The organism is Phenylobacterium hankyongense (assembly GCF_003254505.1).
GTDB classification, from domain to species: domain Bacteria; phylum Pseudomonadota; class Alphaproteobacteria; order Caulobacterales; family Caulobacteraceae; genus Phenylobacterium; species Phenylobacterium hankyongense.
In genome coordinates this window covers 3626240-3652141 of the sequence record NZ_QFYP01000001.1, presented here as the reverse complement: position 1 = coordinate 3652141, position 25902 = coordinate 3626240, and the positions used below count along the sequence as shown (strand labels likewise).

The 25902-nt window shown below is 70.6% G+C and carries 22 protein-coding genes; 11 read left to right on the top strand and 11 right to left on the bottom strand.

Annotation, left to right across the window (positions count from 1 at the left end):
- Positions 1-51 precede the first annotated feature (51 nt).
- Genes DJ021_RS17490 through DJ021_RS17480 form a run of 3 tightly spaced genes read right to left on the bottom strand, consistent with a single transcriptional unit; the run spans position 52 to position 4955 of the window.
- On the bottom strand, positions 52-780 hold the full coding sequence (locus tag DJ021_RS17490; protein ID WP_111458757.1) for a DsbA family protein: 729 nt from the start codon (positions 778-780) through the stop codon (positions 52-54).
- Between the two features lie 39 nt (positions 781-819).
- Positions 820-2220, bottom strand: a complete 1401-nt coding sequence (locus DJ021_RS17485) for a M48 family metalloprotease (protein ID WP_111458756.1) — start codon at positions 2218-2220, stop codon at positions 820-822.
- Positions 2221-2267: 47 nt separating this feature from the next.
- Positions 2268-4955, bottom strand: a complete 2688-nt coding sequence (locus DJ021_RS17480; RefSeq protein ID WP_111458755.1) for an Rne/Rng family ribonuclease — start codon at positions 4953-4955, stop codon at positions 2268-2270.
- A 431-nt stretch (positions 4956-5386) separates the two neighbouring features.
- On the opposite strand from DJ021_RS17480, the gene DJ021_RS17475 reads away from it, so the two are divergent.
- From DJ021_RS17475 to prfB, 3 genes are all read left to right on the top strand, one after another.
- On the top strand, positions 5387-6595 hold the full coding sequence (locus DJ021_RS17475; RefSeq protein ID WP_111458754.1) for an N-acetylmuramoyl-L-alanine amidase family protein: 1209 nt from the start codon (positions 5387-5389) through the stop codon (positions 6593-6595).
- 91 nt (positions 6596-6686) lie between these two features.
- The gene (locus DJ021_RS17470) at positions 6687-9086 is read left to right on the top strand and encodes a penicillin-binding protein 1A (RefSeq protein WP_243626069.1); all 2400 of its coding nucleotides are present in this window, start codon (positions 6687-6689) and stop codon (positions 9084-9086) included.
- 49 nt (positions 9087-9135) lie between these two features.
- A protein-coding gene (gene prfB, locus DJ021_RS17465) for a peptide chain release factor 2 (RefSeq protein WP_111458753.1) occupies positions 9136-10261 on the top strand; the annotation gives its coding sequence in 2 pieces (ribosomal slippage) (positions 9136-9204 and positions 9206-10261; 1125 coding nt in all).
- Between the two features lie 7 nt (positions 10262-10268).
- Here prfB and DJ021_RS17460 read toward each other — a convergent pair.
- The 5 genes from DJ021_RS17460 to tyrS all read right to left on the bottom strand — a co-directional run bounded on the left by DJ021_RS17460 (position 10269) and on the right by tyrS (position 15077).
- A complete protein-coding gene (locus tag DJ021_RS17460; protein WP_111458752.1) occupies positions 10269-10679 on the bottom strand; it encodes a bactofilin family protein in 411 nt (136 codons plus the stop codon).
- Positions 10660-11814 (bottom strand): M23 family metallopeptidase, encoded by a 1155-nt coding sequence (locus DJ021_RS17455; RefSeq protein WP_111458751.1) that lies wholly within the window; start codon positions 11812-11814, stop codon positions 10660-10662. Before DJ021_RS17455 ends, DJ021_RS17460 begins: the two co-directional genes overlap by 20 nt.
- A 109-nt stretch (positions 11815-11923) precedes the next feature.
- Positions 11924-12385: a peroxiredoxin gene (locus tag DJ021_RS17450; RefSeq protein ID WP_111458750.1), complete on the bottom strand. Its 462-nt coding sequence runs from the start codon at positions 12383-12385 to the stop codon at positions 11924-11926.
- Complete coding sequence (locus DJ021_RS17445) at positions 12385-13794, bottom strand: hypothetical protein (protein ID WP_111458749.1); 1410 nt, start codon at positions 13792-13794, stop codon at positions 12385-12387. The genes DJ021_RS17450 and DJ021_RS17445 overlap by 1 nt, the downstream gene beginning before the upstream one ends.
- Positions 13795-13820: 26 nt before the next feature.
- Positions 13821-15077, bottom strand: a complete 1257-nt coding sequence (tyrS, locus tag DJ021_RS17440) for a tyrosine--tRNA ligase (protein WP_111458748.1) — start codon at positions 15075-15077, stop codon at positions 13821-13823.
- A 269-nt stretch (positions 15078-15346) separates the two neighbouring features.
- On the opposite strand from tyrS, the gene DJ021_RS17435 reads away from it, so the two are divergent.
- Positions 15347-16453, top strand: coding sequence for an anhydro-N-acetylmuramic acid kinase (locus DJ021_RS17435; RefSeq protein WP_111458747.1), 1107 nt, complete (start codon positions 15347-15349; stop codon positions 16451-16453).
- A gap of 13 nt (positions 16454-16466) precedes the next feature.
- Here the strand turns inward: DJ021_RS17435 and DJ021_RS17430 are convergent, their stop codons facing one another.
- Positions 16467-17081 carry a CAP domain-containing protein gene (locus DJ021_RS17430; protein ID WP_111458746.1) on the bottom strand — a complete coding sequence of 205 codons (615 nt, stop codon included), beginning with the start codon at positions 17079-17081 and terminating at the stop codon, positions 16467-16469.
- Between the two features lie 236 nt (positions 17082-17317).
- Here DJ021_RS17430 and DJ021_RS17425 point away from each other — a divergent pair, with 236 nt between their 5' ends.
- From DJ021_RS17425 to DJ021_RS17415, 3 genes are all read left to right on the top strand, one after another.
- On the top strand, positions 17318-18700 hold the full coding sequence (locus DJ021_RS17425) for a pyridoxal-phosphate dependent enzyme (RefSeq protein WP_243626068.1): 1383 nt from the start codon (positions 17318-17320) through the stop codon (positions 18698-18700).
- Positions 18697-19866: a cystathionine gamma-synthase gene (locus tag DJ021_RS17420; RefSeq protein ID WP_111458744.1), complete on the top strand. Its 1170-nt coding sequence runs from the start codon at positions 18697-18699 to the stop codon at positions 19864-19866. The genes DJ021_RS17425 and DJ021_RS17420 overlap by 4 nt, the downstream gene beginning before the upstream one ends.
- Before the next feature lie 79 nt (positions 19867-19945).
- Positions 19946-21238, top strand: a complete 1293-nt coding sequence (locus DJ021_RS17415) for a Xaa-Pro dipeptidase (protein ID WP_111458743.1) — start codon at positions 19946-19948, stop codon at positions 21236-21238.
- On the opposite strand, the gene DJ021_RS17410 is transcribed toward DJ021_RS17415, so the two are convergent.
- Both DJ021_RS17410 and DJ021_RS17405 read right to left on the bottom strand, forming a co-directional pair.
- A complete protein-coding gene (locus DJ021_RS17410) occupies positions 21235-21612 on the bottom strand; it encodes a YybH family protein (RefSeq protein WP_111458742.1) in 378 nt (125 codons plus the stop codon). The genes DJ021_RS17415 and DJ021_RS17410 overlap by 4 nt on opposite strands.
- Before the next feature lie 7 nt (positions 21613-21619).
- Positions 21620-22270 (bottom strand): alpha/beta hydrolase, encoded by a 651-nt coding sequence (locus DJ021_RS17405; RefSeq protein ID WP_111458741.1) that lies wholly within the window; start codon positions 22268-22270, stop codon positions 21620-21622.
- A 161-nt stretch (positions 22271-22431) separates the two neighbouring features.
- On the opposite strand from DJ021_RS17405, the gene DJ021_RS17400 reads away from it, so the two are divergent.
- Genes DJ021_RS17400 through DJ021_RS17385 form a run of 4 tightly spaced genes read left to right on the top strand, consistent with a single transcriptional unit; the run spans position 22432 to position 25902 of the window.
- Positions 22432-22869 carry an Rrf2 family transcriptional regulator gene (locus DJ021_RS17400; protein ID WP_111458740.1) on the top strand — a complete coding sequence of 146 codons (438 nt, stop codon included), beginning with the start codon at positions 22432-22434 and terminating at the stop codon, positions 22867-22869.
- Positions 22866-24026: a cysteine desulfurase family protein gene (locus tag DJ021_RS17395; protein WP_111458739.1), complete on the top strand. Its 1161-nt coding sequence runs from the start codon at positions 22866-22868 to the stop codon at positions 24024-24026. The genes DJ021_RS17400 and DJ021_RS17395 overlap by 4 nt, the downstream gene beginning before the upstream one ends.
- Positions 24026-25495 (top strand): Fe-S cluster assembly protein SufB, encoded by a 1470-nt coding sequence (sufB, locus tag DJ021_RS17390; protein WP_111458738.1) that lies wholly within the window; start codon positions 24026-24028, stop codon positions 25493-25495. Before DJ021_RS17395 ends, sufB begins: the two co-directional genes overlap by 1 nt.
- Positions 25492-25902: a hypothetical protein gene (locus tag DJ021_RS17385; RefSeq protein ID WP_111458737.1), complete on the top strand. Its 411-nt coding sequence runs from the start codon at positions 25492-25494 to the stop codon at positions 25900-25902. The genes sufB and DJ021_RS17385 overlap by 4 nt, the downstream gene beginning before the upstream one ends.

Sequence of the window (25902 nt, the reverse complement as noted above, 5' to 3'; positions counted from 1 at the left end):
CGGCGCCTGAAGAACCCTAGACCAGACCTCGGGCCCGGTCGAACGGAGGCCCTAGCCGAGCTTCTTGAGATTGCCCGCCTTGGCCACGGTGATCGCGGCGCGCAGCGCGGTCATGTCGGCGCCCGGCACCAGGGTGTCGCCGATGATGAAGGCCGGCGTGCCTTCGATGTGCAGCGCCTGGGCGAGCTGGCGGGTGTCGGTGAGCTGGCGCTGGATGGCCGGGTCCTGCGAGGCTTTGCGGACCGCGGCGGGATCGAGGCCGGCTTCCTGCAGGTGGCGGTCGACGGCGGCCTCGTCCAGGGCCTTCTCGCCCATCCAGGTCTGGTAGAGTTGCAGACCCTTGGTCTTGCCGGGCGCAGTCAGCGCGATCCTGGCGGCGGTGTCCGACACCTCGCCGAAGATCGGGAATTCCTTGAACACGAAGCGGATGTCCGGATTGTCGTGGATCAGCTTCACCACCTCCGGCGCGGCCAGCTTGCAGTAGCCGCAGCGGTAATCGAAGAACTCCACCACCGTGAACTTGCCGTCGGGATTGGCCACGAAGTCGCGCGGATCGCGCTCCAGCTGGGCGCGGTATTTGCCGAGCGCTTCGGTCGAAGCCTTGGCGGCGGCCAGCTGCTCCTTCTCGTTGAGCTTCTGGACAGCCTCGCGGATCACCTCGGGGTGCGCCATCAGATAGGCGTGCACCCGTTGGCCGAAGGCGGCGTCGTCCGCCTTCTGGCAGCCGGCGAGGGCAAGGGCGGCGGTGAGCGCGAGCAGGGTGCGGGAAATCAGGGTCATGGCAGCCCAGATAGGGGAACCGGAGCGGTTTGCGAAGGCTCAGTGCCGGGCGCTGGTGATGGAGCCCTCGCGCGCCAGGTCCTTCAGGTCGTCCTTGCTGGGCTTGGACGTCAGTACGATGTCCGTGGCGCGGCGCCATTCCGGCGTGTCCTTGGCCAGCTTCTCCCGCGCCCGCATGGCGAAGATCCGCGCCTGGGTCGCATCGCCGATGCTGAAATTGTATTCGGCGGTGGCGAGGCGGGCCAACCCGTCGTCGCCGCGCTTGTCGTAGGCCTCCGCCAGCAGCCGCCAGGCGACGGCGTTGTCGCCTTCCTTGAGCAGGGCCTTGCGGAGCTCGGCCACGCCTTCGTCGACCTTGGCCTTGTCGTCGAGGGCGATCAGGGTCTGGCCGAGGTTGACGCGCAGCAGCGGCGCGTCCGGCTTCAGCGCCACCGACTTGCGCTGCGGCGCTTCGGCCTCCTTGGCGCGGCCGAATTCGAACAGCACCTGGCCCTTCAGTTCCCAGAGATAGGGGTTGTCCGGCTGCTCCTCGATCAGCGCGTCGATCAGCTTCAGCGCCTTGTCCGGCTCGCGCATCTGGTAGTAGGCGATCGCGCGGGCGTAGCGGGCCGGGTAGGCCTTGTCGGTCTCGGCGTACTTCACGATCGAGACCTGCGGGTTGATGAACCCGTCCAGCTTGGCCTTCATGATCTCGTGCTCGGCGATGGCCTCGGGCCCGTCGACCTCCTTGTAGTGCGGCTGGGCGGCGACGCGGCTCTGCAGGGCGTCGATGCGGTCGGACGACAGCGGGTGGTCGACGAAATACCGGTAGCGGCGGGCCTCGGCGAAGACCTCCTGGTAGCGGAAGTTGTCGAAGAACTCGGCCAGGCCGCGGCCGGACAGGCCGGCCTTTTCCAGCAAGGTGGCGCCGGCCTGGTCGGCGCGGGATTCCTGCTCGCGGCTGTAGCCGATGGCGCCCAGGGTTCCGAAGTAGCCGGCGCTGCCCACCAGTCCCGCCGCGGCTTGGCCCGAGCCGGCGATGGCGGCCAGCACGCCCAGCCCCATGGTCAGGATGAAGGGCACCATGCCGGCGTGCTGCATCTCGCCGGAGCGGGCGCTGTGGCCGGCCGCGAGGTGGCCGACCTCGTGGGCGATGACGCCCTGGAGCTCGTTGGGATTCTTGGTCTGCAGGATCAGGCCGGTGTTCACGCCCATCACGCCCGGTCCGGCGAAGGCGTTGAGCTCCTTGGAGCCGATCAGCGCGATCTGCACGGTCTTCGGATCGATGCCGGCCGCCCTGAAGATCGGATCGGCGTCGTCGTGCAGGATCTGCTCGATCTCGGTGTCGCGGATCAGCGACTCGCCCTGCTGGGCGGCTGCGGGGGCGGCCCGCAACACCAGGCTCGCCGACAAGGTGACGGCGAGCGCGATGCGAGAGATCGACCGGGCAGTGGAGACCATGCTCTACTCTCTAAAAGCTGCCCCACGCCCGGTCGGAATCTAGTCGGTCATCCGCGCCGCCACCAGCCTTTGCGTGGCGCGGCCGGCGGGGTGGAGATCTCCGCCGGATCCGGGACGCGCGGGGCCGGCGCAGCGACCGCCGCCGGCTCGGGTTCCGGCGTCGGCTCGACCGCTACGGGCGTAGCGGCTTCGACCGGCGTGGCCGCGGCGTCGGCCTCGGCGGTGGCCGCCTTGCGGCTGCGGCTGCGCGGCTTGCGCGCCGGCGGAGCGTCGGAATTGGCCGCCACCGGCTCGGGGAGGGGCTCCGGGGCCGGCGCGGGCTCGGCGACGGTCTCGGGCTCCGACACGGCAACCTCGGGGGCAGCGCTCTCGGTCGGGGCCTCGGCCTCGTCGCGGCCGCGGCCGCGTCCACGGCCTCGACGGGCGCGCTTCGGCTTGTCCTCGAGCGCCGGCAGTTCGACCCAGACCTCCTCATCGCCGCTCTCGGTGCGGGGGCTGGAGACGACGGGCGCGGGCGCCTGGGCGACTTCCGCCGCCGCCGCCGCGGGGCGGGGCGCCTCGCGGTCGTTGGCGGGCGCGGCGACCGGCTTCAGGTCTTCCGCCGGGTCGTACCAGACGAACGGATCGTCGCCGTAGGGCACCCAGGGGCGGGTCCAGGCGAAGGTGTCCTGCGGCCGGGCGTCGTCGCGCATGCGGCGACCGCCTCTGCGGCCGCGGCGCCGGCGGCGTCCGCCGTGCCCGCCTTCGTCGTCGTCGGCGTGCGGGGTTTCCGGACGCGGGGCGGGCGCGGATGCTTCGCCGGCTTCCCGGACCTCGCGCGGCTCGTCACCGCGGCGGCCACGCCGGCGGCGGCGGCGGCCGCCGCGACGGGCGCCGTCGCCGTCCTCATGGCTCTCGTCGCGGTCGACGCGGGGCGCGCGGTCGGCGACGGCGGTCACGCCGCCTTCGTTTTCCTCGTCGGCCTCCTCGTCTTCCTCTTCCTCGTCTTCGTCCTCGTAGGCCTCGTCGTCGAAGTCGTCCTCGGCGACCGGCTCATAAGTCACGGCCGGGGCCTGGATGACCGCGGCGTGCTCGGCGCGGGTCTCCATGGAGGTCCGCTCGATCAGCACGTCGGAGTGGGCCATCTCGTCGTCGATCACCACCGTGACGAACAGGCCGAACGTCTGGTGCAGTCGGGCGAGGTGGGCGCGCTTCTCGTTGAGGATGTAGAGGCCGACGGCGCGGGGCAGGGTCAGGGTGACTTCGCCGCCGCCCTTCAGCGCCTCCAACTCCAGCGAACGCAGCGCGGCCAGCGCGCTGGACTCCACCGAACGGACCCGTCCGGTGCCGCCGCAGTTCTCGCAGACGTGGGTGGTGCCTTCCAGCACGCCGGTGCGGCGGCGCTGGCGGCTGATCTCCATCAGGCCGAAGGCGCTGATCTTGCCCATCTGCACGCGGGCGCGATCGTCCTTCAGGCAGTCCTTGAGCTTCTTCTCGACGGCGCGGTTGTTCTTCGACTCATCCATGTCGATGAAGTCGATGACGATCAGGCCGGCCAGGTCGCGCAGGCGCAGCTGCCGGGCGGTCTCTTCGGCCGCCTCCATGTTGGTCTTCATCGCCGTGGCTTCGATATTCCGCTCACGGGTGGAGCGGCCGGAGTTCACGTCGACGGCGACCAGCGCCTCGGTCTGGTTGATCACCAGATAGCCGCCGGACCTCAGGGGCACGACCGGCGAATAGATCTGGCTGAGGTGGTCCTCGACCCGGTGCTTGACGAACAGCGGCGTCGGCTCGCGATAGAGCTGCACCTTCTTCGCCTGGCTGGGCATCAGCATGCGCATGAAGTCGCGCGCTTCCTTGAACCCGGCCTCGCCCTCGACGAACACCCCGTCGATGTCCTTGTCGTAGAGGTCGCGGATCGCCCGCTTCACGAGGTCTTCTTCCTCGTAGATCAGCGCCGGGGCGATGGAGTGCAGGGTCTTCTCGCGGATGTTCTCCCACAGCCGCAGCAGGTAGTCGTAGTCGCGCTTCAGCTCGGCCTTGGTGCGCTTGGCGCCGGCCGTGCGCACGATCAGGCCCATGCCCTGCGGCACGTCGAGGCTCTGGACGATGCCCTTCAGGCGCTTACGGTCGGTGGCGGTGTCGATCTTGCGGCTGATGCCGCCGCCGCGGGCGGTGTTCGGCATCAGGACGCCGTAGCGGCCGGCCAGCGACAGGTAGGTGGTCAGCGCCGCGCCCTTGTTGCCGCGCTCTTCCTTGACGACCTGCACCAGCATGATCTGCCGGCGGCGGATCACTTCCTGGATCTTATATTTGCGCATCAGCCGCCGGCGGCGCCGGGCGACCTCTTCTTCCATCACGTCGTCGTCGTCATCGGAGACGGCGTCGGCTTCCTCGTCCTCGTCTTCCGAGGATTCGGCGGAGGCCGCGCTCGACCGGCGGCCGCGCGGCTCGTGGTGCTCGTCCTCGTCCTCCGCCTCTTCGCGCATCAGCGCTTCGCGGTCGGCGGTGGGGATCTGGTAGTAGTCGGGATGGATTTCGTTGAAGGCCAGGAAGCCGTGACGATTCCCGCCGTACTCGATGAAGGCGGCCTGCAGCGACGGCTCAACGCGCGTCACCTTGGCGAGATAGATATTCCCTCTGAGTTGTTTGCGGTTGGAGCTCTCGAAATCGAATTCTTCAACGCGCGTACCGTCGACCACCACCACACGCGTTTCTTCCGCGTGGGCGGCGTCGATCAACATATTCTTGGACATTAATTGAATCTCCGCGGCGCGCAGTGGGGTCTTGGCCCGAGCGCTGCCGGTGCATGGGATGGACGCGCGCGCCGGCCCGGAGGACGCCGGAAGCGGCGTCTCGGGCGGCCCTAGGCCGAGGATTGGCTTGAGCTGCGCAGCCCATCAGGTGTGTTCCTAGGCGCGCCTTGAGTGGCGCGGATCGGATGATGCGTCGTGGCCGATGATCGGTCGAAGCCGACGCTGGCTTTGTTTTCGCGCGACCTGGGCTCTGCTCAGAAGCTTGAGCGGTTCGCCGCGCGGCCGGACTTTAGCAACACCGAACCCAAAAAGGAAAGCCGAACCGATCCGCCCTGTCGGCGGAAACGTCTCGTTAACCGATTGGCTACGGTGCCTGCGTCTATATAGGCGCTTCTATCGCCAAACAGAATCCTTAGGGTGGCGAGACAAAAATGTTGGTTCGCGTCGTGCAGGTTGTGGGGAAAATCCGGGGGCTCGCCATCGCGGCGTCGGCGGTCGCGCTGGCGTGCGTGGCCGCGGTCGCCGTCTCCCATGCCGCCACCGCGACTGCGGGGCTGCTGAAGGTCCGCCTCGGCGGCGACGCCACGCAGACCCGGATCGTCATCGACCTCGACCAGGCCGTCAGCGGCAAGGTGATCTCCGACGGCTCGGCCGACCGCCGCGTCGTGCTGGTGCTGTCCGGCGTCTCCACCGAGGGTGCGCAGGGCGCAGGGCAGGGCCTGGTGAAGAGCTGGTTGGTGGACCAGACCGGGGGCGGCGCGCGGCTGCAGATGGACCTGGCGGCCGACGCCAAGGTCAGCCGCCGCTTCCTGCTGCCGCCGGCCGACGGGGTCGACCACTACCGCTACGTCGTCGACGTGACCGCCGCCGCGCCGGGCGAGGTGCGGCTGACCAAGGCGGCCGGGGGGCCGCCGTTGATCCTGCGCGGCCAGATCGTGGCGGGCAAGACCGCGCCGCTTCCGCTCAAGAAGGTGATCGTCATCGACGCCGGCCACGGCGGCCACGATCCCGGCGCGCACGGCGAGCAGGGCCTGGAGAAGGACATCAACCTGGCGGCGGCCAAGGCCCTGAAGGCGCGGCTGGAGCGCACCGGCCGCTACAAGGTGGTGCTGACCCGCGACGCCGACGTCTACGTGCCGCTGGAGAGTCGGGTGCGGATCGCCCAGCGCGCCGACGCCGACCTGTTCATCTCCCTGCACTCCGATTCCGGACCCGACGCGCAGCTCCGCGGGGCCAGCGTCTACACCCTGTCCGACAAGGCCTCGGCCCGCGCCGCGCGCTTCGTCAACAAGGACGACTGGTTCATGAAGGCCAGCCTGACGGCCGACCGCGGCGTCAGCGACATCCTGTTCGACCTCACCCAGCGGGCCACCCGCAACCGCTCCGCCGAGTTCGCCCAGACCCTGGTCGGCCGCATCGAGGGCAAGGCGCCGCTGCTGCGCCGCAGCCATCGCGACGCCGGCTTCATGGTGCTGCTGGCGCCCAACGTCCCGGCGGTGCTGCTGGAGATGGGCTTCGTCTCCAACCGCGAGGACGAGCAGTTCCTGAGCGATCCGGAGACCCGCGGCCGCCTGGTGAACGCCGTGGGCGACTCCATCGACGACTATTTCGCCGAAGCCACGCGGCTTGCGGCGCGCTGACGCGGCGACGTCCGGGCCCCGTTGGCGCCCGGCGCGATGCACGTTAGACGGAGGCTGAAGGGGGCGGGGCGCCTCCGGAGGCCAGTCGAAGTTGAAACCCCCCGAAAGATGGGTCGCGATCGCCGGCGTCGCCGTGCTGAGCGCTATCGCCGTGGCGGGATTCGCGGCGGCCATCTGGGCGGCCTGGCTGTTCCATGACATGCCCGACGCGGGCGACCTGGCGGACTACCACCCGCCGACCGCCACCCGCGCCTACGCCTGGGACGGCACCCTGATCGGGGAATTCTCCCGCGAGCGGCGCATCTTCGTGCCCTACGACAGCATCCCGCCGCAGTTGGCCCAGGCCTTCATGGCCGCGGAGGACCACAACTTCTTCAAGCACGGCGGCGTCGACTACGCCGGCATCGTCCGCGCCTCGGTGAAGGACGTGGTCAACATCGCCCAGGGCCGGCGGCTGGAGAGCGGCTCGACCATCACCCAGCAGGTGGCCAAGAACATCCTGCTCACCAACGACGCCACCATCGGCCGCAAGCTGAAGGAGGCGCTGATCGCCAAGCGGCTGGAGGAGACGCTCTCGAAGGAGCGCATCCTCGAGCTCTACCTGAACGAGATCTGGCTCGGTTACCGGTCCTATGGGGTCGGGGCGGCGGCCTACAACTACTTCGGCAAGTCGATCACCGACCTCGACCTGGCGGAGTGCGCCTATCTGGCGTCCCTGCCCAAGGGGCCCGACAACTACCATCCGATCCGCCGCAAGGCGCAGGCCATGGCGCGCCGCAACTGGGTCCTCGACCAGATGGCGGACCTGGGCTGGGTCACCCGCGCCCAGGCCGACGCCGCCAAGCGCGAGGACCTCAAGGTCCAGCCGGAGCCCACGCGCGCGAAGTACCGCGACGCCGACTACTTCGTCGAGGAGGTGCGCCGGCGCGGCCTGGCGACGCTCGGCGACCGCGTCAACGAGGGCGGCTACTACATGCGCACCACCCTCGATCCGGGCCTGCAGAGCTCGGCGCGGACCGCGCTCATGGACGGCCTGGAACGCTACGACCGCCGCCACGGCTGGCGCGGGGCCTGGGGCCACGTGACGACCCTCACCGGTTGGGAGGCCGTGGCCAAGAAGTCGGCCAAGCCCGCCGAACGGCGCACCTGGCGCGCGGCCGTGGTCACCGACGTCGGCGGCGGCGCGGTGCGCATCCACACCATCGAGGGCCAGTTCGGCTCCCTGGCCGCCGAGGACGTCGCCTGGGCGCGGGCCGGCAAGGGCATCGGCGCCGGCGACCTGATCTTCGTCGCCCCCGACGACAACGGCGGCCCGGCCTTCCGCCTCAAGCAGGTGCCGCAGGTGAACGGCGCCCTGGTGGCGATGGATCCCTATTCCGGGCGGGTGCTGGCCATGGTCGGCGGCTATTCCTTCTCGCTCTCCAGCTTCAACCGCGCCACCCAGGCGATGCGGCAGCCGGGCTCGGCGTTCAAGCCGATCGTCTACGCGACGGCGCTGGAGAACGGCTACACGCCGTCCAGCGTGGTGATGGACGCCCCGATCACCCTGCCGGGCGCCAACGGCCAGGCTTGGTCGCCGGAGAACTACGAGCACGACTATTTCGGCGCCCTGCAGCTGCGCCGGGGCCTGGAGCTGTCGCGCAACACCATGACCGTGCGCCTGGCCCAGGGGGTCGGGATGACCAAGATCGCCGCCATGGCCGACCGGCTCGACGTGGTCCACAACATGGACAAGGTGCTGGCCATGGCGCTGGGGTCCGGCGAGACCACGGTGTTCAAGCTGGCCGGGGCCTATTCCTCGTTCGTCAACGGCGGCAAGAAGATCGAGCCGCACCTGATCGAGATGGTCCAGGACCGCGAAGGCAAGACCATCTTCAAGGCCGACCGCCGCGACTGCGACCGCTGCGGCGCCGGCTTCAACGGCGACGAAAGCCCGCGCCTGCCGCAGGCCGGCGCCCAGGTGCTCGACCCGATCACCGCCTACCAGATCACCTCGATGCTGCAGGGCGTGGTCCAGCGCGGCACGGCGACCGCGGCGCTGTCGCTGGGCCGCAACGTCGGCGGCAAGACCGGCACCACCAACGACTTCCGCTCGGCCTGGTTCATGGGCTTCTCGCCCAAGCTGGTGGTCGGCGTGTTCGTCGGCTTCGACGACAACCGCAGCCTCGGCCACGGCGAGACCGGGGCGGTGGCCGCCGTGCCGATCTTCATCGACTTCATGAAGGACGCCCTGAAGACCGAGCCGGTCGACGACTTCACGCCGCCGGCCAATGCCAAGTTCGCCATGGTGCGCGGCATCCGCGAGGCCTTCCGCCCAGGCACCGAGCCCCGGGTGGCCACGACGCCGGTCGGCGGCGGGCCGAGCGTCATTGGTCCGCAGCCCTACAACAAGGTCTGGTCGAACGGGGTGACCGGTGCGCCGAACGCCGGCGCCGCGGTGGCTCCGCCGCCGCCGCCGAAGAAGACCGACGACGTCACCGGCTTGTACTGATCCGGGCGGCGGGCTATCCCGCCGGCCCACGTGTTTCGGGAGTTTCCCCATGAGATTGGATGTCGAGGCCGCCAAGGCTGACATCGAGCAGTCGGTTGAACTGCTCAGGAGGCGTCTTTGACTGGGAGCCCGCGCTCCGCAAGCTGGACGAACTGAACGCCCGGGTCGAGGACCCGACCCTCTGGGACGACGCCGCCGCCGCCCAGGCGCTGATGCGCGAGCGCACCCGGCTGGCCTCGCAGGTCGACGCCGTCCGCTCGCTGGAGCGTGACCTGGCCGACGCCATCGGCTACGCGGAAATGGCCGATGAAGAAGGCGACGAGGCCTCGCTCGACGAGGCCCGCGCCCAGCTCAAGGGCCTGAAGGAGCGCGCCGGCCGCGCCGAGCTCGAAGCCCTGCTGGCCGGCGAGGCCGACGGCAACGACGCCTACGTCGAGATCAATTCCGGCGCCGGCGGCACGGAGTCCAACGACTGGGCCGGCATGCTGCTGCGCATGTACACCCGCTGGGCCCAGGCGCACGGGATGACCGTCGAGATCATCGAAGAGACCACCGGCGAACAGGCCGGCATAAAGTCGGCGACCCTGCAGGTGAAGGGGACCAACGCCTACGGCTGGCTGAAGACCGAGGCCGGCGTCCATCGCTTGGTGCGCATCTCGCCCTACGACTCCAGCGCCCGGCGGCACACCAGCTTCGCCTCGATCTGGGTCTATCCGGTGGTCGACGACGCCATCGAGATCGAGATCAATCCGGCCGACGTGCGCACCGACACCTATCGCGCCTCAGGCGCCGGCGGTCAGCACATCAACAAGACCGACAGCGCCGTGCGCCTGACGCACATCCCCACCGGCGTGGCGGTGGCCTGCCAGGCGGGCCGCTCGCAGCACCAGAACCGGGAAGAGGCGTGGAAGATGCTGCGCGCCCGGCTCTACGAGCTGGAGCTGCAGAAGCGCGAGGCGGCGCAGCAGGCGCTGGAGGACCAGAAGACCGACATCGGCTGGGGCCACCAGATCCGCTCCTACGTCCTGCAGCCATATCAGATGGTGAAGGACCTCCGAACCGACGTGGAGACCTCCGACAGCCAGGGCGTGCTCGACGGCGACCTCGACGCCTTCATGGGCGCGGCGCTGGCGCAGCGGGTGGGCGTCACCCGCGACGCCAAGGAAGAGGCGTAGGAAGCGGCTACTCGGCCGCGACGCTCAGCGGCTCCGCCGCGGGCTCGGCGGTCAGGCTGCGGCCCTGGAAATGGGCGCCGGCCTCCATCGAGAGCTGGGCGTGGGTGATGTCGCCGTCGACCCGGGCGGTGCCGTAGAGCCGGACCGTGCGGGCGGTGATCGCGCCCGCCACCCGGCCGCGGACGTCCACCGTCTCGGCCTCGATGGCGCCTTCGACGCGGCCGCTCTCGCCGATGCTCAGGTGCGCCACGCGCACGTCGCCGACCACCGCGCCGTCCAGCTGCACGTCGCCGTCGCTGGCGAGGTCGCCCTTGAGGGTGACGTTCTGGGCGATCAGCGAGGCGGCGATCGATTTGCGGCCGGGGCCGTCGGGCCCGTCGAGGCGCGCAGAGGTCGGCTTATCCGGCTTGGAGAACATAGGCGCCCGCCTTGACGAAACGATCCGGGTTCTGGGCGCGGCCGTTGACCCACACCTCGTAGTGCAGGTGCGTTCCGGTGGAGCGCCCGGTGGAGCCCATGCCGCCCAGCCGCTGGCCGAGGCCGACGCGGTCGCCGACGCGCACGCCGATGCTGGCGAGGTGGGCGTAGCGGGTCTTGAAGCCGCGGCCGTGATCGACCTCGATGGTGTTGCCGTAGCCCGAGCGCACGCCGGTGAACGACACCACGCCCGGCGCCGTCGACTGCACCGGCGTCATCAGCCCACCGGCGAAATCCAGGCCGGAATGGAAGGCGGGATGGCCGGTGAAGGGATCCACCCGCACGCCGAAGCCGCTGGTCTGCGGCGTCTGGCTGGTGGGCCGCGAGAACGGCAGGGCCCGGGCGGCGTCGGTCAGGGCGCGGGCGTCGGAGAGGTCGGTGGCTGCGTGCTGGATGCGGTTGGCGAAGCCTTCGTCGACGTCGAGCACCACGGCGAGCGCGCGCGGATCCTTGGACTCGATCAGCGGACCGCCCAGGGCGCCTTCCTTGGGCATGTAGGAGGTCGGCGTCAGGCCGGCCAGGCGGAACGCCAGGCGCAACCGGTCGGCGCGGCTCTTGGCGAAGCTGTCGGCGGCGTCCAGCAGCTGGTCCTGGCTGGCGCGCACCATTTCCATCCGGTGCGCCGGGTTGGCGCCGCTGGTGGCCAGGGCGCGGTTGATGGCCGGCGTCAGGGCTTCGGCCGCGCCGGGCGCGCCCTTCAGGTCGGTGAGCAGCAGGGCGAGCGCCGCGTGCTGTTTCTCGATGGTCGTGGCCACCTGTTCGGCCGACCCGCCGCCGGCGTTGAGCTGCGCGACCGCGGAATTCAGGCGCGCCTGGCGGTCGGCGATCCAGCGTTCGTACTTGGCCTGGGTGCGGGCGATCTCACGGTCGGCGGAGGAGGCGGAGAGCAGGCTGACCAGCATCGCGGCGGTGCAGACGCCCATCCACAGCGCGGCGGCGGCGACGCCGCCAGCGGCGGCCATCTGCTTGCGCGTCGTCAGCACGAAGGCCCGCATTTCGCCGCCGGACCGAACGTAGAGATGACGTTCCGGAAACAGCTGTTCGAGCGAACGCCGAAGGCGCGCTACGCGTGTCATGCTTGTCGCCACACCCCAAGCCCTTGGATCGCGGCGATATGCAAGGAAATCTTAACCACGTGCAAGCGCGCACTGAGTCGCGGCCCGCGGAGCCGGCGGGAGCCTGGACCTAGAGCGCCTGGACGGCCTGCAGCACCTGCTGCGCGTGGTTGGCGACCTTCACCTTGCGCCAGGCGCGGCGGACCACGCCGTCCCGGATCAGAAAGGTGGCCCGCTCGATGCCCATGTACTGGCGCCCGTACATGCTCTTCTCGACCCAGACGCCGTAGCGCTCGATGACCGCGCCCTCGGGATCGGCGGCGAGCCGGACCGCCAGGTCGTACTTGGCGGCGAACTTCGCGTGCGACTTCACGGAATCCTTCGAGACGCCGACCACGGTCGCGCCCGCCTTGGCGAAGTCCGCGGCGGCGGCCGTGAAGTCCTGCGCCTCGCGCGTGCAGCCGGTGGTGTCGTCCTTCGGGTAGAAGTAGAGCACCAGGGTCTTGCCCTTGAAGTCGGCCAGCCGGATCGGCCCGTCTGGGCTTTCCAGTTCGAAGTCAGGCGCCGCCGCGCCCTCGGTCAGTTCGCTCATCAGTTCGCCCCTGAGATGCCTGCTGCGGGCGCCTTAGCGCGCCCCTCGGCTGTCCTCAAGCGGCCAGCGGGCGGCGGAGACCCCAGGTTCAGCTCGCGCTGATAGAGCGCCCGGTGACGCAAACTCGCGTAGACGGCTGCGGCGTGATCGAGGTCGGGGTGGATCGCCTGGCGCATCTGCGGCGCGCGCAGGCCGGACTGGAAATCGGTGACCAGCCGGCGGGTCACGTCGCTGGTGCGGACCGCGGCGAGGCCCATGGCCGCCTGCTGGCCAAGAAGCAGGACCGCGATGGCGGCCAGCACGCCGCCCGTCCCAGCGGGCTTGGTCCTGGCCAGGCGGTCGGCGTAGGGCAGGGCGAGCATCAGCAGGCCGACGTGGGCCGGGGCCAGGAACACCGCGTACCGCAGCGGCACGTTGGAGGCGCCGCCGTCGGCGACCCGCCCCAGGGCCGCCATCGCGGCGGTCCCAAGCGAGAACAGGATCAGGGCGCAGGCGACCCGCTCGGCGCGCGGGGCGTCGGCTCGGCCCTTCAGCAGCAGCGCGGCGAGGCAAAGCGCCAGGACCACGAGGCCGCCGAGCCAGCCCAGGCTAGGGACCGCCCGCGTCCAGGGCAGGGCGAGGTAGTTGAGGAACAGCAATCCCGCCGCAGCCGGATCGTGCGTCGCCCCGCCGACCGCTCCGCCCGGCGACTGTCCCCAGGCGTACAGCGCGACGAAGGCGGCGCCGACGATGGTCACGGCGGCCAGCCAACGGCGGTCGCCCTGCCGCCAGGCCACAAAGGCCAGCGCCGGCCAGAGCGCCAGCCCCGCGGCGTTCCCGAACGCCGAGGCCATGGCGCAGGCGAGGGCGGCCAACCCGAGCCAGGGCCCCCGCGTCCCCTCTGAGGCAGGCTGCGCGAGCACGATGGCGAGCACGCTCAGCCCGACGCACTGCACGTAGGTGATGTTGATCGGCGTGGCGGCGTCCAGGATGTTCCCCGCCATCAGCGCCAGCATGGCCGCCACGGTCCCCGCGCCGAGGGCGAGTCCCGGCGGCGCGGCGCGGGCCGCCTCGCGGGCCAGCAGAGCGGCCGCCAGCCCGAGCCCCGCGGTCCCGAGCGCGATCAAAGGCAGGTTGGTCCCGCCCAACACGCCCATGTCCAGGGCCAGCGCGGCGAAGGTCCACGGCAGGCGATGGAAATTGTGCGGCGCCAGCAGATAGCCGGCCAGATCGCCATTGGCCCGGAACTGGTCGTAGTGGACGATCCAGTCGAGCATGTCGGAGTAGGGCCGCAGGACAATCGAGCGCCAGAGCAGACAGGCCGACAGCAGCAGGTAGCCGCCCAGCGCCAGCAGCGTGACGACCCGCGCCGGGTCGGAGAGCCGCGTGTCGGCCGCCTCCAATCCGGTGTTCAGGATGCGATCGGACATCCGCCCCCGTGGCTAGCCGGCCTGACCTAGATTGGCCTGACCAGAACGATCTTCTTCTTGCCGGCCGCCAGCTTGACCACACCGTCCACCAGATCGGCAACCGTGACGGTGCGGTTGGCGTCGTTTTCCGCCCTGTCGTTGACCCGCAGGCCGCCGCCCTGGGCCAGGCGACGGGCCTCGCCGCGCGACCCCGCCAGTCCGGCGTCGGCGGCCAGCGCCGCCAGCACGATCCCGGCCTCCAGCTCCGCGCGGGGAACCTCGTGGGTCGGCAAGTCGTCGGAGAGCCGGCCCTGTTCGAATGCGGCCTCGGCCGCCGCGGCCGCCTTCTCGGCTTCCTCGCGGCCGTGCAGCAGGGTGGTGGCGGCGTTGGCCAACACCTTCTTGGCCTCATTGATCTGGGCGCCGGGCAGGGCCTCCAGGAGGGCGACCTCGTCCAGCGGCAGGTCGGTGAACAGCCGCATGAACCGCCCGACGTCGGCGTCTTCGGTGTTCCGCCAGAACTGCCAGTAGTCGTAGGGGCTGCGCATGTCGGCGTTCAGCCACACCGCGCCCTGGGCCGTCTTGCCCATCTTGGCGCCGGAGGAGGTGGCCAAGAGCGGCGTGGTCAGGCCGAAGGCGGGTTTCTGGTCCACCCGCCGGATCAGCTCCACGCCGTTGACGATGTTGCCCCACTGGTCGGAGCCGCCCATCTGCAGCACGCAGCCGTAGCGGCGGTTCAGCTCCAGGAAGTCGGTGGCCTGCATCAGCATGTAGTTGAATTCGATGAAGGTCAGCGGCTGTTCGCGGTCCAGCCGCAGCTTGACGGAGTCGAACGCCAGCATGCGATTGATGGTGAAGTGGACGCCGTACTCGCGCAGGAAGTCGATGTAGCCGAGCTTCGACAGCCACTCGTCGTTGTCCACCAGCATGGCGTCGGTCGGTCCGTCGCCGAACGTCAGGAACTTGGCGAACGCCTGCTTCTGAGAGGCGATATTGGCCTGGATCTCGGCCTCGCTGCGCAGCTGGCGCGTCTCGTCCTTGCCGGAGGGGTCGCCGACCTTGGTGGTGCCGCCGCCGACGATGACGATCGGCTTGTGGCCCGCCTGCTGCAGCCGGCGCAGCATCATGATGGTGATCAGGTTGCCGACGTGCAGCGACGGCGCCGTGGCGTCGTAGCCGATGTAGGCGGTGATGATCCCGTTGCTCGCCGCCTCGTCCAGTTCCTCCGGATGGGTGACCTGGTGGATGTAGCCGCGCGCCTGCATGGTCTTCAGGAACTCGGATTTGAAGGCATGTTCGGGCATCGGAGGAATCTCGGGACTTCGGTGGCCGGGCTCTAGCACGGCGGCGCCCGGAATTTCGAGAGACTGGGAGATTTCGAGGGACATGGCGGGCTCCTTGGGAAACGAGGAGGCCGGCGGGACGGTCAGTCTGGGAGCGCGGCGCCGGCCGGTTGGCGGGCGCGAGGGGTCGGCCGCCTGCTGCTAGGGCAGGCGGTAATAGCGGCCGAAGAGGGCGGCTTTGCCGATCATCGCGGCTAGCTACGGCCGCGAGGTCATGGCAGTCAAGCCGCATGCGCGTGCTTGGATTCATGACCGGAACCTCCCTCGACGCCGTCGACATGGCGGTGCTGGAGACCGACGGCGAGACGATTTCCGCGTTCGGTCCGGCCGGCGAGCGCAAGCTAACCGAGGCCACCCGCGACATCATGCTGGAGGCCACCAGGCAGGCCCTGGCCTGGCCGCGGGGCGCGCCCGAGCCGGCGATCTTCGCCCAGGCGGCGCGAGCCGGCGCCGAGGAGCATTACGCCGCGGCGACCGAATTCCTGGCGGCGAACGACCTGGCCTGGTCCGACATCGACCTGATCGGCATGCACGGCCAGACCGTGCTGCACGAGCGGCCTCAGGAGGGCCGGGTCGGCCGCACAGTGCAACTCGGCGACGCCCAGTGGCTGGCGACCCAGACCCGCGTGCCGGTGGCCCACGACTTCCGCACCGCCGACGTGGCGGCCGGCGGGGAGGGCGCGCCGCTGGCGCCGATCTACCACCTGGCCCGCGCCCAGGCCTCGGGGCTGGAGGCGCCGCTGGCGGTGCTGAACATCGGCGGCGTGGCCAACGTCACCTTCTGGTCCGGCGGCGACGAGATCGCCGCCTTCGACACCGGCCCCGGCAACGGGATGATCGACCTCCTGGTGCAGGACCGCGGCGCCGGGCGCTTCGACGAGGGCGGCAAGTACGCCAGCGTCGGGCGGCCGAACGAAGGCGTGGTGCGGGCGCTGCTGGCGCACCCCTATTTCCAGGCGCCGCCGCCCAAGTCCCTCGACCGCTACGACTTCTCCCTGGAGCCGTTGGCCGGCTGCGAGCTGGAGGACGCCGCTGCCACCCTGGTGGCCTTCACCGCCGAGGCGGTGCGCCACGGCTTCGAGCTGGTCGGCCAGACGCCGCGCGCGGTGGTCGTCGCCGGCGGCGGCCGGCATAACCCGGAGATCATGAAGGCGCTGGCGGCCCGCCTGCCGGCCCCGGTGAAGAGCGCCGACGACTATGGCTGGCGCGGCGACGCCATCGAGGCCGAGGCCTTCGCCTACCTGGCCGCCCGCACCGCCCGCGGCCTGCCGATCTCGTTCCCGAAGACCACCGGCGTCCCGGCGCCAATGACCGGCGGCCGGATCGTCCAGCCCTGAGCGGCCGCCGCCGCTAGCGCTTCACCAGGGCGCCGGCGAAGTCGACCGTGCACATCGAGCCGTAGACCCGGTGCCGGCCGCAGGCGACGCCGGCCACCTGATAGGCGCGGCCGAAGATGTTCTGCCGGTGGCCGCGGTTGGGAATCCCGCTGTCGACGATCAGCTGGCGCACGATGTCCCGCGGGCTGCGGTAGCCATAGGAGATGTCCTCGGCCGCCAGGCCCGCCCACACCCCGTGTCGGTGCAGCCGCTCGCCGAGGCTGTCGCCGCCTGGGCCGCCATGACCGACGTCGCCGCGCGGCCCCTGGCCCGCGGTGTGCGCCATCGCGGCGGCGGCGAGCCGCTCGTCCGGCTTCAGCGGCGGCAGCGGCGGCTGGCGGCGCAGGAAGTCGATGGCCTCGTCGAAGGCGTCGGGGTCCTCGTAGGCGAAGCCCGCCGACTCCGGGTCCTCCGTCTCGCCCTGGCGGCTCAGCTCGCGCGCGTATTCCGACGGATGGCTGCGGGCGAAGTTCATCTCCTGCAGGACGGCCGCGTCGAGGCTGCCGGCGCTGGCGCGCTGCGGCGCGGCGGCGAGCAGCAGCAGTCCAAGGGCGGAGAGGGAGAGGAGCTTGAGGCGGACGCCGGGCATTTTACGCACCCATTGAATCACGTCCCCGTCGAACCTCTAGCATGGTGGTGCGGACGCGCCCTGTGATCGGTCGCCGCAGGCGTTTGCATCGGCGCGCGTTTCTTGCCGGTTCGCGCCGCAGTGCGGCAATGAATCTGCGTCTTGCGCCTTGCTGGCGGTTCGTGCGTTTCTTGTCGGACACAGAGGGAAGCAAACTGATCCCCCAAGAATTTCCCGCCGCCAGCCTGGGTGAGAGCGTGACCGTCCAGCCTTTGCCGCCGCCGGCGGCCTCCACCCTCGACCTGATCGGGCGCACGCCCATGGTCGAGCTCTCCGGGTTCGACACCGGCCCGTGCCGGCTGTTCGTCAAGCTGGAGAACGCCAATCCCGGCGGCTCCATCAAGGACCGCATCGCCCGCTCGATGATCGAGGCGGCGGAGGCCGACGGCCGGCTGAAGCCCGGCGGGACGCTGGTGGAAGCCACCGCCGGCAACACCGGCCTGGGCCTGGCGCAGGTGGCGGTGCTGAAGGGCTATCCGCTGCTGCTGGTGGTGCCCGACAAGATGGCCCGCGAGAAGATCCAGCACCTGCGCGCCATGGGCGTCGACGTGCGCATCACCCGTTCCGACGTCGGCAAGGGCCACCCGGAATACTACCAGGACATGGCCGAGGCCCTGGCGGCCAAGATCCCCGGCGCGGTCTACATCAACCAGTTCACCAACCCGGCCAACCCGCTGGCCCACGAGACCACCACCGCCCCGGAGATCTGGGAGCAGATGGAAGGCGACGTGGACGCGGTGGTGGTCGGCGTCGGCTCCGGCGGCACGCTGACCGGCATCGGCCGCTACTTCGCCCGGGTCTCGCCGCGGACCGCGATGGTGCTGGCCGACCCCACCGGCTCGATCCTCGCGCCGCTGGTGGAGACCGGCCAGACGGTGGCGGCCGGCTCCTGGGTGGTGGAGGGGATCGGCGAGGACTTCGTGCCGGTCAACTGCGACCTGTCGCTGGTGAAGAAGGCCTATGCGATCCCGGACCAGGAGAGCATCGCCACCGCCCGGCAGCTCCTCATGAAGGCCGGCATCCTCGGCGGCTCCTCGTCCGGGACCCTGCTGGCCGCGGCGTTGCGCTATTGCCGCGAGCAGACCGAGCCCAAGCGGGTGGTGACGCTGGTCTGCGACACCGGCTCGAAATACCTCTCCAAGGTCTACAACGACTCCTGGGTGGCCGAGCAGGGGCTGGTCGACCGGCCCCTGCACGGCGACCTGCGCGACCTGATCGCCCGCTCGCAGGGCGAGGCGGTGACGGTGGGGCCACAGGACACCCTTCTCACCGCCTACAACCGCATGCGCCAGGCCGACGTCTCCCAACTGCCGGTGCTGGACGACGGGCGGCTGATCGGGCTGATCGACGAGAGCGACCTCCTGGAGGCGGTGGAGGACCGGCGCACCGAGGGGCGGTTCACCCAGGCCGTCAGCGCGGCGATGACCGCGCGGCTGCACACCCTGCAGGCGCATGAGCCGCTGGACGCCCTGCTGCCGATCTTCGAGCGCGACGAGGTGGCGATCGTCCTCGACGGCCGGGAATTCCTCGGGCTGATCACCCGGATCGATCTCATCAACTACCTGAGGCGCGCGGCGTGAAAGACGACACCCACGGACGCAACCGGCTGGAATTCGCCACCCGCGTGATCCACGGCGGTCAGTCGCCGGACCCGTCCACCGGCGCGGTGATGCCGCCGATCTACGCCACCTCGACCTACGCCCAGGCGAGCCCCGGCGTGCACCAGGGCTTCGAGTACTCGCGCAGCCAGAACCCGACCCGGTTCGCGCTCGAGCGCTCGCTGGCGGACCTGGAGAGCGGGACCAAGGGCTACGCCTTCGCCTCCGGCCTGGCGTCCATCTCCACCCTGCTGGACGCCTTCGACGCCGGCGACCACGTGATCGCCAGCGAGGACCTCTACGGCGGCACCTTCCGGCTGTTCGACAAGGTCCGCCGCCGCTCCGCCGCCCTGGAGTTCAGCTTCGTCGACCTGGCCGACGTGGCCGCGGTCGAGGCGGCGATCACGCCGCGCACCCGGATGATCTGGGTGGAAACGCCCACCAACCCGATGCTGCGCCTGGCGGACCTGGAGGCGATCGCCGCGCTCGCCAGGCGGCGAGGGGTGATCGCGGCCGCCGACAACACCTTCGCCAGCCCGTACGTCCAGCGGCCGCTGGAGCTGGGCTTCGACGTGGTGATGCACTCCACCACCAAATACCTCGGCGGCCACTCCGACGTGGTCGGCGGCGCCCTGGTGGTCGGCGACAACGCCGAGCTGCGCGACCAGCTCACCTTCCTGCAGAACGCGGTGGGGGCGGTGGCCTCGCCGTTCGACAGCTACCTGACCCTGCGGGGGATCAAGACCCTGGCGCTGCGCATGCAGCGGCACTGCGACAACGGCATGGCCGTCGCCCGCTGGCTGGAGGGCCGCGGGGTGGGTCAGGTGGTCTATCCGGGCCTGGAGAGCCACCCGCAGCACGCCCTGGCGCAGAAGCAGATGCACGGCTTCGGCGGCATGATCACCGTGGTGCTGGACCGCGACCTGGAAGGCACGCGGCGGATGCTGGAGCGCACGCGCCTGTTCACCCTCGCCGAGAGCCTGGGCGGGGTGGAGAGCCTGATCGAGCACCCGGCGATCATGACCCACGCCTCCATCCCGGCGGACACCCGCGCCCGCATCGGCATCGCCGACTCCCTGGTCCGGCTGTCGGTGGGCGTCGAGGACGCCGAGGACCTGATCGCCGACCTGGACCAGGCGCTGAGCTGACGCCGGCGGCTTGATTTCGCGTCGCCGGCGGCCCCCACTCTTGCCGTCCCCGACTCGTCGGGGCGGGGGAGTTCGCACGATGAAGAGCTGGGGACTGGCGCTGGCCGCGCTGCTGGCGGCGACCGGCGCGCACGCCGAGGTGGTCTACGTCCACGCCGGGCGCCTGGTGGATCCCGAGAGGGGCGTCGTCGAGACCGATCGGCTGATCAAGGTGGTCGATGGGCGGGTCGCGGCCGTCACCGCCTGGGCGCCGCCGGCTGCGGACGGCCGGGTCATCGACTGGTCGGGCTACACCGTCCTGCCCGGCTTGATCGACATGCACACCCACGTGGCCGACGGCTTCGCCGAGGGCAACGACCCCACCGAGCCGCTGAAGCACTCGGCCGCCGAGACGGTGCTGAAGGGCGCGGCGACCGCTCGGGTGATGCTGGATGCCGGCTTCACCAGCGTCCGCGACGTCGGCGTCTACCGCGGCCTGAACGACGTGGCCCTGAAGAACGCCATCGCCGCCGGCTGGGTCGAGGGGCCGCGGATGACGGTGGCCGGGGCCTACATCACCGTTCCCGGCGGCGGCGGGGCGGTCACCGGAGCCTCGCCCGACGTGGCGATCCCGGCGGATTTCCGGCTGGGCGAGGTGCGCAGCCCCGACGAGGCCCGCGAGCGGGTGCGCTACCTGTTCCAGCACGGCGCCGACTTCATCAAGCTGATCGCCACCGGAGCGGTGCTGGCCATGGGCAGCGAGCCCGGCCAGCTGGAGCTCACCGAGGCGGAGATGAAGGCCGCCTGCGACGAGGCCGTCCTGCACGGCAGCTACTGCATCGCCCACGCCCACGGCGCGGCGGGCGTCAAGGCGGCGATCCGCGCCGGGGCGCGCTCGATCGAGCACGCCTCGCTGATCGATGACGAAGGCATCGCGCTCGCCAAGGCCCGGGGCGTCTGGCTGGACATGGACATCTACGACGGCGACTGGATCGACGAGGTCGGGACCAAGGAGGGCTGGCCGGCCGAATATCTGCGCAAGAACCGCGACACCACCGAGTTGCAGCGCGAGGGCTTCCGCAAGGCGGTGAAGGCCGGCGTGAAGCTGAGCTTCGGCACCGACGCCGGGGTCTATCCGCACGGCCTGGGCGCGCGGCAGTTCGCCTACATGGTCCGCTGGGGCATGACGCCGATGCAGGCGATCCAGTCGGCCACCACCACGGCTGCGGCCCTGCTACGGGCCAGCGCCGACGCCGGCGCGCTCAGCCCCGGCCACTACGGCGACATGATCGCGGTCGCCGGCGACCCGCTGGCCGACGTCGGCGTGCTGACCCACGTCGCCGGCGTCATCAAGGGCGGCAAGCTGGTGAAGGCGCCGGCGGCGAAGCCCTAGCCGGCCAGGGTCACGTAGAGCTCGCTCTCGATCACCCACTGGCCGGTGACCTTGCGCCAGACCGCGAGGTAGGTCCCGGACATCGCCACGCCGGTCCAGTCGGCGACCCAGCGGCCCTGCTCGGCGGCGCGCTCGCCGGCCTGGTCGAGCTCGACGCTCGCGGTGGTCCGCACATAGGTGACGAAGGCCGGGTCGGCGAACTGGCCGGCGAACGCCTCCACCACCGCGTCGACGCCGAGGATCAGCGCCCCGTCGCCGGCGATCAGCTTGATGTCCAGCGCGAAGAACGGCCTCAGCCGCGCGGCCTCGTGGGCCGCGATCAGCTTGTTGGTCAGCCGCCGGCGGGCGCGGATCGCGTCGTCCGGCGCCGTCATGGTCGCGTCAGGCCGGCTCGGCGGCCAGGCGCTTGTCGAGATAGGTTCCGACGCGGCCCTCGACGTCGGGCAGGTTCTCGACCCAGAAGTGGCTGGCGCCCTCGATCACCTCGTAGTCGATGACGATGCCCTTCTGCGTGCGCAGCTTGGAGACCACGCGCTCCACCTCGACCGGCGGCACCACGCTGTCGCTGCCGCCGTGCAGGATCAGGCCGGAGGCCGGGCAGGGCGCCAGGAAGGAGAAGTCGTAGGCGTTGGTCGGCGGCGACACCGAGATGAAGCCGTCGGTCTCCGGACGCCGCATCAGGAGCTGCATGCCGACCCAGGCGCCGAAGGAATAGCCGGCCACCCAGCACTGCGACGCCGCCGGGTTGGTGGACTGCAGCCAGTCCAGCGCGGTCGCCGCGTCGGCCAGCTCGCCGATGCCGGAGTCGAACTCGCCCTGGCTGCGGCCGACGCCGCGGAAGTTGAAGCGCAGGACCGAGAAGCCCCGCTTCATGAACAGGTGGAAGAGCTGCACCGTGACCGGATTGTTCATCTGGCCGCCCGCCTTGGGGTGCGGATGCAGGATCAGCGCGACGGGAGCCGTCTCGCTCTTGCCCTGCGTGTAGCGGCCTTCGATCCGCCCGGCCGCGCCGGTCAGAACCACTTCTGGCATGCGAACCCTCTCAACAGCCTCAGGCCGAATACTTGACTACTGCGCTTGGTCTTCCTAAGTCGCAGCCATCCGGCCGGACCGGGCCATGAGCCCTGCGCAAGGCGGCGGCTTGTAGCACAGGCGGGCCCGGATGCGCGCGAAAACTGCATTGGGTCAAAGCCATGCGCCTCTCCACCAAAGGCCGATACGCCGTGATGGCGATGGCGGACCTCGCGCGCCGCGAATCGGGCGCCGAGCGCGCCGTCGCGCTGGCCGAGATCGCTGCGCGGCAGGAGATTTCGCTGTCCTATCTCGAACAGCTCTTCGCGCGCCTGCGCCGCAAGGGGCTGGTGAAGAGCGCCCGCGGCCCCGGCGGGGGCTATCGCCTGGCCCGCACCGCCGACGAGACCACCATCGCCGAGATCGTCCACGCCGTCGACGAGCCGCTGCGCGCCACCCGCTGCGCCAGCCAGGGCAAGGGCTGCATGCTGAAGGGCGAGCGCTGCCTCACCCACGACCTGTGGGCCGACCTCGGCGACCGCATCGAAGACTACCTGTCCTCCGTCAGCCTGGCCGACGTGGTCACCGGCCGCCTCGGCGCAGCCCGGCAGGCCGCATGAGCACCCCCGTCTATCTCGACTACAACGCCACCGCCCCGGTGCGGCCGGAAGCCTGCGCGGCCATCGCGCATGCGCTGGAGGTCGGCGGCAATCCCTCGTCCATCCACTCGGCCGGACGCGCCGCGCGGGCCATCGTCGAGCAGGCGAGGGCCGACGTCGCGGCCCTGATCGCCGCGCCGGCCTCGACGGTGGTGTTCACCTCCGGCGGCACCGAGGCCAACGCCCTGGTCATCGAGAGCGCGGTGGCGGCAGGCGCGCGGCGCCTGATCGTCTCGGCGCTGGAGCACGACAGCATCCAGGAGACCTCGCGGGTGATGGGCGTCCCGGTCGAGGTGCTGCCGGTCACCGCCGACGGCGTCGCCGACTTCGACTGGCTGCGGAGCCGCCTGGCCGCCTGGGACGCCGCCGACGGGAAACCCTTCGTCGCCCTGATGCTGGCCAACAACGAGACCGGCGTGATCCAGCCGGTCGCTGCGGCCGCCGAGATCGTCCGCGCCGCCGACGGCTGGCTGCACGTCGACGCCATCCAGGCGGCCGGCAAGATCGCCGTCGACAGCCGCGCCCTGGGCGCCGACACCCTCAGCGTCTCGGCCCACAAGATCGGCGGTCCGCAAGGGATCGGCGCGCTCACCTTCGGCCCCCGCGCCACGCTCTCCCGCCGCCAGCACGGCGGCGGCCAGGAGCGCGGCCGCCGCGGCGGCACCGAGAATGTCCCGGGCATCGCCGGCTTCGGAGCGGCCGCGAAGGCGGCGCTGCGCGACCTCGACGCCTTCCAGGCGAACGCCGCCTGGCGCGACGCCGCGGCCGAACGGCTGAAGGCCGCCGGCTGCGCGGTGATGGGCGAGGCCGCCCCCCGGCTCGCCAACACCCTCAGCATCGCCGCCCCCGGCTTCGGCTCCGACCTGCAGGTCATGGCGCTGGATCTCGCCGGGGTGATGGTCAGCGCGGGCTCGGCCTGCTCGTCCGGCAAGGTCAAGACCTCGCCGGTGCTGGCGGCCATGGGGCAGGGCGACCTGGCCGGCTGCGCGATCCGCGTCAGCGGCGGCTGGAACACATCGTCAAATGACTGGAACAGGTTCGCAGACGCCTGGTTCGAAGCCCATGAGCGGCACGCCACGCGCCGCCGGGCGCCCGCGGCTGCAGGAGTTGAAGCGTAATGGCCGCCGTCCGTCAGACCGTCGAACACGTCGAGAGCCTTGAGAAGTACAAGCACGGCTTCGTCACCGACATCGAGCAGGACTTCGCCCCGAAGGGCCTGAACGCCGACATCGTCCGCTTCATCTCGGCCAAGAAGGACGAGCCGGAATGGATGCTGCAGTGGCGGCTGGACGCCTTCGAGCGCTGGTTGGCGATGGACGAGCCCTCCTGGGCCAAGGTCAGCTTCCCGCGCATCGACTACCAGGACAGCTACTACTACGCCGCGCCCAGGCAGAAGGTCGGACCCAAGAGCCTCGACGAGGTCGATCCGGACCTGCTGGAGACCTACAAGAAGCTGGGCATTCCGCTGCGCGAGCAGGAGGTGCTGGCGGGCGTCGAGGGCGCGCCGCGCTACGCCGTGGACGCGGTGTTCGACAGCGTCTCGGTGGTCACCACCTTCAAGAAGGAGCTGGCCGAGGCCGGGGTGATCTTCTGTTCCATGAGCGAGGCGATCCGCGAGCACGGCGAGCTGGTGCGCCAGTACCTGGGCTCGGTGGTGCCGGTCAGCGACAACTACTTCGCCTGCCTGAACGCGGCGGTCTTCTCCGACGGCAGCTTCGTCTACATCCCGCCGGGCGTCCGCTGCCCGATGGAGCTCTCCACCTATTTCCGCATCAATGCGGAGAATTCCGGCCAGTTCGAGCGCACCCTGATCATCGCCGACAAGGGGTCCTACGTCTCCTACCTGGAAGGCTGCACCGCACCGATGCGCGATGAGAACCAGCTGCACGCCGCCGTGGTCGAGCTGGTCGCGCTGGACGACGCCGAGATCAAATATTCCACCGTCCAGAACTGGTACCCGGGCGATCCGGAGACCGGCAAGGGCGGCATCTACAACTTCGTCACCAAGCGCGCCGACTGCCGCGGCGACCGCTCCAAGGTCTCCTGGACCCAGGTGGAGACGGGCTCCTCGATCACCTGGAAGTACCCGTCCTGCATCCTGCGCGGCGACGGCAGCTCGGGCGAGTTCTACTCGATCGCCATCACCAACGGCCGCCAGCAGGCCGACACCGGCACCAAGATGATCCACCTGGGCCGCGACACCCGCTCGCGGATCATCTCCAAGGGCATCAGCGCCGGGAAGAGCTCGAACACCTACCGCGGCCTTGTCTCGGCCCACCCCAAGGCCAAGGGCGCGCGCAACTTCACCCAGTGCGACTCCTTGCTCATCGGCAAGCACTGCGCGGCCCACACGGTGCCCTATATCGAGGCCCGCAACGGCCAGGCGAAGTTCGAGCACGAGGCCACCACCACCCGGCTTTCCGAGGACCAGCTGTTCTATGTGATGCAGCGCGGCCTCAGCCAGGAGGAGGCGGTGCAGCTGCTGGTCAACGGCTTCGTCAAGGACGTGTTGCAGGAGCTGCCGATGGAATTCGCCGTGGAAGCCCAGAAGCTGGTCGCCATTTCGCTGGAGGGGAGCGTCGGATGACGTCGAAGACGAAGAAGAACGAGACCACCCGCCTGTCGCTCAAGGACGCGTTCGAGGTCGAGCACGCCCGCCGCGAGCTGGAGCGCCGCTCCCGCGCCGAGGCCGAGCGCCGGCAGCAGGAGGAGGACCTGGCGAGCGCCGAGCGCCTCTACGACGCCCTGGCCGCCGATCCGGAGTTCCTGGCCAGCCACAAGCTGACCGTCGACCGCCGCCGCTACACGGTCTCCCTCGACCACCAGGACTACCGCCTGGCGGCCTATTTCGAGGCGGGCAAGGCCAGCGTCACCGCCGCCGACAAGCGCTCGACGCTCACCGGCTCCGCCGCCCCCCGCAAGCAGGAGAGCGCGGAGACCGTCGAAGAGGCGCTCGCCGCGCTCGCCAAATTCCTCGCCGACGAGACCCGCTAG